Consider the following 1,081-nt stretch of genomic DNA (forward strand, 5'->3'; position numbering starts at 1 on the left):
GGCCCGCTGCTCAGTACCGGGCCGAGGTTCGCGACGAAGCTGGCATGAGCATACTGACCGCCTCTGTGCTCATCGTCATCGATAAGGCGCCGGAGCGGAAGGCGGCCGAAGCTGCCGCGTAGCTCGGACATTCGGCCAGGCGCGACTGAACCGCGCTTGTCCCGATTGATTGTAGCAAGCAAATGGGCGCGATCATCGTCATCGCCAGCTCTGCTGGTGGCCTCAAACCGCTCAAGCGGATCGTCGAGACTTTGCCATCAAATCTCCGCGCCTCCGTGTTCGTCGTGCAGCACATTGGGGCGAACCCGAGCGTCCTTCCCGAAATCCTTAGCCAGCGCGGCAGCCTTCCGGCCACCTTCGGGCGGCACGGGGAGGTCATCGAGCGCGGCCGCATCTACGTCGCACCACCCGACCACCACATGCGTTTGGGCTTCGGTGCAATCCTTCTCGATCAGGGAATCAAGGTGCACTTCACCCGCCCAGCGGCCGATCCGTTGTTCGTTTCAGCCGCCGAGGCTTACGGGAAGCGCGTCGTCGGGATCGTGCTCAGCGGCGGCAATAGCGACGGGGCTGAGGGCATGCGTGCGATCACGGCACGCGGTGGCCTCGGCCTCGTGCAAGATCTGGCCGAGGCCGAATGCCCCGAGCTGCCCCAGGCCGCGCTGAGGCTGGATCACCCGGAGGCAACCCTCACCGCCGACCGACTGATGGAGCGGGTCGTCGCCCACGGTGCTTGAGACGATTGTGGGCACCGTGCCGAGGCAGCGGCCGTGCAGAAGGTCGATCCAGAGATCGACGTAGCAATTCGTCTCCGGCCAATCCCGCGCCCCGTCATGGGGCGGGTGTGGGACGTAGGGCCCCGCGATGCCGAGCCCCGCGGGCAGGCGCAACGCGGCGGTCATGGGCTCAGCCCCAGAGCGCATCGCTAACGGGCTCGGGGCATGCGGCGAGGTCGAGGCCATGGTGCTTCAGGAGGGCCAGGGTGATCCGCTCCAGGCCGAAGCCGACGCAGGCCGTGTGAGCGACGCTGCCGTCGGCCTGACGCAGCTCCCAGGTGCTGCCGAAATGGTCCTGGTGGTAG

At 67.0% G+C, this 1,081-nt stretch carries 1 protein-coding gene and 1 pseudogene; one reads left to right on the forward strand and one right to left on the reverse strand.

What is annotated here, in order from left to right:
* The first annotated feature begins 182 nt into the window (after nucleotides 1-182).
* A complete protein-coding gene (locus MKK88_RS15980; RefSeq protein ID WP_244001333.1) occupies nucleotides 183-737 on the forward strand; it encodes a chemotaxis protein CheB in 555 nt (184 codons plus the stop codon).
* Between the two features lie 9 nt (nucleotides 738-746).
* Here MKK88_RS15980 and MKK88_RS15985 read toward each other — a convergent pair.
* A pseudogene (locus tag MKK88_RS15985) lies at nucleotides 747-902 on the reverse strand (DUF1839 family protein); the annotation flags it as partial.
* Nucleotides 903-1,081 lie beyond the last annotated feature (179 nt).

Source organism: Methylobacterium sp. E-005, assembly GCF_022829725.1.
Taxonomy (GTDB): Bacteria; Pseudomonadota; Alphaproteobacteria; order Rhizobiales; family Beijerinckiaceae; genus Methylobacterium.